This is a genomic window from Acinetobacter sp. RF14B, from assembly GCF_006864105.1.
GTDB lineage: Bacteria > Pseudomonadota > Gammaproteobacteria > Pseudomonadales > Moraxellaceae > Acinetobacter > Acinetobacter lwoffii_C.
The window spans coordinates 21588-27790 of the sequence record NZ_SMTB01000033.1; the positions used below are offsets into that span (position 1 = coordinate 21588).

General features: G+C 45.4%; 6 protein-coding genes. 2 read left to right on the forward strand and 4 right to left on the reverse strand.

Going from position 1 to position 6203, the window contains the following annotated elements; translation table 11 throughout:
* Nucleotides 1–235 precede the first annotated feature (235 nt).
* Nucleotides 236–1906: an FMN-binding glutamate synthase family protein gene (locus E2K52_RS06880; protein WP_151204415.1), complete on the forward strand. Its 1671-nt coding sequence runs from the start codon at nt 236–238 to the stop codon at nt 1904–1906.
* Between the two features lie 72 nt (nt 1907–1978).
* Here the strand turns inward: E2K52_RS06880 and E2K52_RS06885 are convergent, their stop codons facing one another.
* The 4 genes from E2K52_RS06885 to E2K52_RS06900 are packed head-to-tail and all read right to left on the reverse strand — an operon-like array spanning nt 1979 to nt 5720.
* A complete protein-coding gene (locus tag E2K52_RS06885; RefSeq protein ID WP_151204416.1) occupies nt 1979–3025 on the reverse strand; it encodes an alpha/beta hydrolase in 1047 nt (348 codons plus the stop codon).
* Nucleotides 3025–4164 (reverse strand): YdcF family protein, encoded by a 1140-nt coding sequence (locus E2K52_RS06890; RefSeq protein WP_151204417.1) that lies wholly within the window; start codon nt 4162–4164, stop codon nt 3025–3027. Before E2K52_RS06890 ends, E2K52_RS06885 begins: the two co-directional genes overlap by 1 nt.
* Nucleotides 4165–4172: 8 nt before the next feature.
* On the reverse strand, nt 4173–5207 hold the full coding sequence (murB, locus tag E2K52_RS06895) for a UDP-N-acetylmuramate dehydrogenase (RefSeq protein WP_151204418.1): 1035 nt from the start codon (nt 5205–5207) through the stop codon (nt 4173–4175).
* Nucleotides 5208–5210: 3 nt separating this feature from the next.
* Entirely contained in the window at nt 5211–5720 is a 510-nt protein-coding gene (locus E2K52_RS06900; protein WP_151204419.1) for a low molecular weight protein-tyrosine-phosphatase, read from the reverse strand.
* 117 nt (nt 5721–5837) lie between these two features.
* Here E2K52_RS06900 and E2K52_RS06905 point away from each other — a divergent pair.
* On the forward strand, nt 5838–6203 hold a 366-nt coding region (locus tag E2K52_RS06905), incomplete at its 3' end, for an iron-containing alcohol dehydrogenase (protein WP_151204420.1).

Consider the following 6203-nt stretch of genomic DNA (forward strand, 5'->3'; position numbering starts at 1 on the left):
TACTATGTATAACAATAGTCCATTCTTTGAGAGCAACAACAAAAATACATGAATTTTCTAGATTTTTCCCTTAAAATAATTTTTGCAAAATTTATCACTATTGCTTATCCAGCTTTTCCTTGATTCAGGGCTATTACAATAAGCCTATAAAATTAAACAACAATTCTCTGCTTGTATCTCAGCCCTTGGTTTGTACATGATAAAGCCTATGTAGCTTCAGGGAAATAAAATCACAATGGCTAACCCCGCTCAATTAATACGCCACAAACTATTGAATACTTTTTTTTCACGCCACTCGATCTGGTTTGCGTGCATTATTATTGCCGTGATTTTTACCACGTTTCATATCGGTTATGAGCCGCATTATATTAATTATTTTATGCCACAAACCCTCGTGAATACCTTATGGATTGTGACTATTCTACTAAGTTTACTTGGGTTATATGATGTCCTGCAAACCAAGCATTCCATTCTTAAAAACTACCCAATCATGGGGCATTTCCGCTTTATTTTTGAGGAATTCCGCCCCGAAATTCGTCAGTATTTTATTGAAGCAGACCGTGATGCGTTGCCTTTTTCACGTATGCAGCGCAGTCTGGTCTATCAGCGAGCTAAAAATGAAAATGCCGACAAGCCTTTTGGCTCAATCCTGAATGTTTATGAAGATAATTACAGGTTTGTGACCCATTCTATGACCCCATGCCAGATTGCAGATCCACAAACCTTCCGTATCCTGATTGGGAATGAACAATGTAGTCAGCCCTACTCTGCTTCTATTTTTAATATCTCGGCCATGAGTTTCGGCAGCCTGAGTGCCAATGCTGTTCGCGCTCTTAACCTGGGTGCTAAAAAAGGTGACTTTTATCATGATACTGGTGAGGGCAGCATTAGTCCCTATCATCTGGAACATGGTGGTGATCTGGTCTGGGAACTCGGTAGCGGCTATTTTGGCTGCCGTACGCTAAGTGGTCAGTTTGATCCTGAACGCTTTGCAGCCCAAGCTCAACTACCTCAAGTAAAAATGATTGAAATCAAGCTCTCACAAGGTGCCAAGCCGGGCCATGGCGGTATTCTGCCAAAGAGCAAGATTTCCGAAGAAATTGCCCAAATTCGTGGCATCAGTCGTGAGCATGACTGTATTTCCCCTTCCAACCACCCGGCCTTTTCCACCCCTATTGAAATGATGCACTTCATTCGGCAATTACGTGAACTTTCTAAAGGCAAGCCTGTCGGCCTCAAGCTTTGTCTGGGACAACCCTGGCAGTTTATGAGTATGGTCAAAGCCATGCTGCATACCCAGATTTACCCGGATTTTATTGTGGTAGATGGCTCTGAAGGCGGGACTGGCGCGGCCCCCATTGAACTAGTGGACTACGTAGGCGCTCCTCTACGTGAAGGTTTGCTTTTTGTACACAATACGCTGGTAGGTGCAGGGATCCGGGATAAAATCAAGATTGGTGCCAGTGGTAAAATTATTAGTGCCTTTGACATCGCCAGTACTCTGGCAATGGGTGCTGACTGGGTCAATTCAGCGCGAGGCTTCATGTTCGCCGTAGGCTGTATTCAGGCACAAAGCTGTCATACCAACCAATGTCCAGTCGGTGTAACCACTCAGGATCACAACCGTCAGAAGGCTTTGCATGTCCCGACCAAAGCTGAACGGGCATTTCATTTTCATAAAAACACCCTGCATGCTCTGGCAGAACTGATTGCCTCTGCAGGTTTAGAGCATCCTTCAGCCATTAAGCCGCATCATCTGGCACAGCGGATTAGCAATCATGAAATCAAGAATTTTGCGCAGATTCATTTCTGGTTAAAAGAAGGCGAATTACTGTCTTGTGAAAACAAGGATGAGGAGAATTTTTACTTCCGGATGTGGAATATGGCTGAACTGGAACGCTTTTGATTTTACAGGTCTCAGATTCCTACTCAAGTAAAGAGGCGTTATTCAACGCCTCTTTTAGATTTTGGATGCTGCTTAATAATAGGTTTTGCTGCCATGCGCATGCAGAAAAGCCGGAATAAGACCTGTTAAGGCTGCCCGTATATCCGCACGCTCATTAATCAGCTGATGCGAACCTTCTTCCAGCATCAATAAGGTCTGCAAACGGAACTTACGCCGGATAAACTCGATATTATAGCGCCAGTCCACCGTCTGATCCTGCGCACCCTGCGCTAGCCAAACCGGAATACGACAAGCCGGACGCTCTTCCATTTCCAGCATCCAGCGCGACATGGCCAGAATCCAGTCCATCCCCATCATACGGGGCTGTAAAGGATCTTTTAAACGGATAAAACGCAGGAATTCCGGATTATGGTTATTTCGTCTAAAATGCCGCGGCACTTCACGCTTAATCCGACTAATAATTCCCAGTCCAAGCGGATTATGCCACCAGGCTGTCTTGGCTGGGCGAATCAGTGGAGAGAGCAGCAGCACACGATCCACAAAAGGATTCTCGCGGCGTTCTGCAAATTCCAATAAGTGATGCATCCAGATCGCGCCACCGGTACTTTGTCCAATACCAACCCAGGGCTTCGGTAATTGCGTTGCATGTTTGACATAATGATATACGGCATGCAAGACCTGCTGATAATGGTCAAAATTCTGAATGCTGGCCGGTGAACCATCGCTCAGCCCATGCCCCGGCAAGTCATAGGTCAGTACGCTAAATCCCTGTTCCAGCAGTTCCCGTACAATCGGCTGATAAATTCCGCTATGTTCCAAATAGCCATGTAATAAAAAAGCCGTGCCCTGAATCTTGTCAAAACGGGTATTTTCCAGATGAGGCTCAAAGACCTGAACATGCAGCCTAAACAGTGGCATTTCGATATAGCCCTGCCAGTGTTTACAATCCAGTGAATCAAAGCCATATAGCTTGCGATAGGATTGCAAATCAGGTGATACCTGCTCATCTAGCCGGTTTAAATTCAGCGACTCTAATAATTGCGGCGTAATGTCCCGGCTCGGTACAGGCAGGTCAAGCTGTTTCAGGATTGCAGGATTTAAAAATGGAATATCAGACATTATGGTACCTCCCGACAGTCACTGGATCCGAACCACACATCGCGTATGGTGGCCAACAGTTCATAATTGGCCCGGCGACTATGATCATAGTTTTGTGTACTTGGACGCCATCTGGTTAATGACGTCGGCATTGGTGCTTCTACCGGAATGGTCTGAATTCCGTTTAATGCAAATAAACGGCGGGTACGCGGCATATGATAACGATCTGTAATCAGTATCACTGTCGGTGCCCCACCTTTTTTTTGTAATAATAACGAGCTAAAGCGACTGTTCTCACAGGTATTCATACTGCGATCTTCAAGCAGTTTGGCATCGACATCATATTGTTGTAGCCAGCGTTGCATATAAGGCGCTTCAACGCCGCTTAATACAATCGGCAACTGAAAGCGTTTTTCAACTTCTAGCGTTGTTTCCAAACGCAGTCGAGTATAATTATTAACCACTATATCTTTGCCATTTTCGTCCAGCGTCAGACCACCACCCACCACTACAATTGCATAAGGTTTGGCGTTATTAAGTGGCTTTTGTTGCTGATCTTGTAACAATGCCAGCTCCTGCTGGATGGCTTTCTCGTCCACCAGTTCTGCTGCGCTGGCTTCTTCCTGCTCCAAAGAATGAGTAGTCAAAAACTCGATATACTGCTCTATACGCTCTTTATTTTCATTGCTGTCCCATTCCAGTAACTGGCGGACATTTTCGGTGGGATCATTGATTTCCACAGCGACGGCCTGAGTAGGCAATAACGGCACTTGCGGTAGAGGAGTTTGCTCAGCTTTTTCTTCCTGCTGTTGACGTTGGTAGTCTTCGATTAGCTGTTGCAACGCTTTATAACGGGCCTGAATCAGCACTAGGTTAGCTGAGTTATTTTGCTGAATATCCTGCTCGATTACCTGTAAATAAGCCTGACGGGCAATCCATAAATCAGAGCCTGGCTCCAGTGTGTCATGCTCACTCAAAGCAGCCATTTTTTGGCTTTGTGCCGCAACTTCATTCACTTCCAGAGAGACAAACTGATTGAGTCCCTTAACCACCAGATGCGAATAAAAAGGCGAATAGAATAACACCAGCAAACAGCCGAGCAGCACAAATAATCCCGTGATTAGCTGTACCAGACGGACCATCCAAAAGGTGTTTTTCATTTAATTATTCATCCTTGATGAGAACGGATTAAGCCATTTATATCAAATAATACCGGCTCCGGTTCTAGCATGATCTTAAATTGTGCCCAGACTGCCTGTTGTACCGCATGATATGTATGTTGCACATCTTTCAGCGATGCCTGACCATAATTCACCAGTACCAGTGCCTGTTTATGAAACATCCCTACCGGCCCCAGCTGTTTACCTTTCCAGCCCGCCTGATCAATCAGCCAGCCTGCCGCTATTTTAACCCGATCATTAGGCTGCGGATAATGGGGTAAATGCGGGAAATTTGCTGCAATTTGGTCAAAATCTGTCTGATCTACCACCGGATTTTTAAAGAAACTCCCCACATTAGGATAGTCTTTAGGATCAGGCAGTTTGCTTTGGCGGATGGCTATCACCTGCTGTTGCAGATTTTCTGCAGTGAGATGATCACCTACCGCAGCCTTCAGATCTCCATAATTCAGTTTCAGATCTTCATGTTTGAGTAATTTAAACGTAACGTGCGTAATGACATAACGAGTCGGGTCATCTTTGAAAATACTATGCCGATAGGCAAACTGGCAATCTGCCGCAGCAATCGCCCCAAACTGCTTGGTCTGGCGATCATATACCTGTACCGAGTCGATAAACTCGCCGACCTCAACTCCATAAGCGCCAATATTCTGGACCGGAGAGGCACCGACACGTCCGGGAATCAGCGCCAGATTCTGTAACCCATACAGCTGCTGTGCAGTGGTCCAGAGCACAAAATCATGCCAGACTTCACCTGCGCCAACTTGTAGAAATTGATGGTGCTTATCTGCATGCAGCAGTTCAATTCCGCGGATATTCATGTGCAATACCAGCGCATGGATGCGTTCAGGCAAGAGCATATTACTACCGCCTGACAGAATTAAACTATTCAACTGCTGCTGTGCTGCAAAATCCAGTGCAACAGTCAGATCATCCGTCGACTGAATTTCCGTATAATAAGAAGCCACCGCGTCAAGATTCAGGGTATTAAAGGATTTAAGCTGAACTTCAGTTTGAATCTGCATAACTTAAACCTGGCTGCTTTGATGCTGTTGAAAAATCTCGACCCAAGCTTTGCTACTGGATTCACATTGATCCAGCACACGCTCAAAGCCCTCAGCACCTCCATAATAAGGATCGGGTAAGGCCTGCTGTGGATAGTCCTGATCATGCTCACTCATCAAGGCAATACGGGCACGTAAAGCACCGAATTGGGCTTCCGCCTTGGCTTGCAAGTCTTGAATATTAGACAGGTTTTCCAGATCCATAGCCAGAATCAGGTCATGCTCAAGAAAGTCCTGAATAGTCAGCTGACGTGCCCGTAAGCTAGATAAGTCATAGCCACGCTTTAAAGCATGTTGCTGACTGCGCAAATCGGGTGCCTTGCCCGGATGATAATTACTGGTGCCAGCTGAATCGACCACAATGTTGAGTTTCCTTGCATCACAATAATGTCTGAGTACCACTTCTGCCGTGGGAGAGCGACAAATATTTCCCAAACAGACACATAACACCTTATATGGCGTTCTGGATGACATAAACAACCTCAAAGTTAATCAATTTCTGGATTCTTATGTTAAGTTATTTACTGCATGAATCCTATATCACCCCCCTAGAATAATCTCGTATTTAGCATAAAAAGAAAGGATAAGCCCATGGATCGTTTTCAGTTTCAAACCGTACCCAATATTATTGCCGGACTTGGCGCGATTCAGGAATTGTCCCAGATTCTTAAAAAAGGCCGTTATGAACGGCTGTTGCTGGTCACTGATCCCGGCATGTTTCAACATAAACTCCATCTTCCTATTCTAGATATTGTTGAAGATGCTGGACTGAACTATGCCATTTATGCTCAGGTTCAGGCTGATCCGGCCGATACTCTAATTCTTGAGGACTATGCCCGCTATCTTCAGTCGATTCAGGCCCTGAATGTGCCGTATTACCAGATTCCAGGCAATCATGATGATGCCCGCTATTTTCCGTTTTACCGTAATACGGATCAGGCCCATGCCATCCGTCTG

Coding starts and splice junctions, on each gene's coding strand:
- E2K52_RS06880 (WP_151204415.1), top strand. CDS start 236: ATGGCTAACCCCGCTCAATTAATACGCCACAAACTATTGAATACTTTT.
- E2K52_RS06890 (WP_151204417.1), bottom strand. CDS start 4,164: ATGAAAAACACCTTTTGGATGGTCCGTCTGGTACAGCTAATCACGGGA.
- E2K52_RS06885 (WP_151204416.1), bottom strand. CDS start 3,025: ATGTCTGATATTCCATTTTTAAATCCTGCAATCCTGAAACAGCTTGAC.
- murB (WP_151204418.1), bottom strand. CDS start 5,207: ATGCAGATTCAAACTGAAGTTCAGCTTAAATCCTTTAATACCCTGAAT.
- E2K52_RS06900 (WP_151204419.1), bottom strand. CDS start 5,720: ATGTCATCCAGAACGCCATATAAGGTGTTATGTGTCTGTTTGGGAAAT.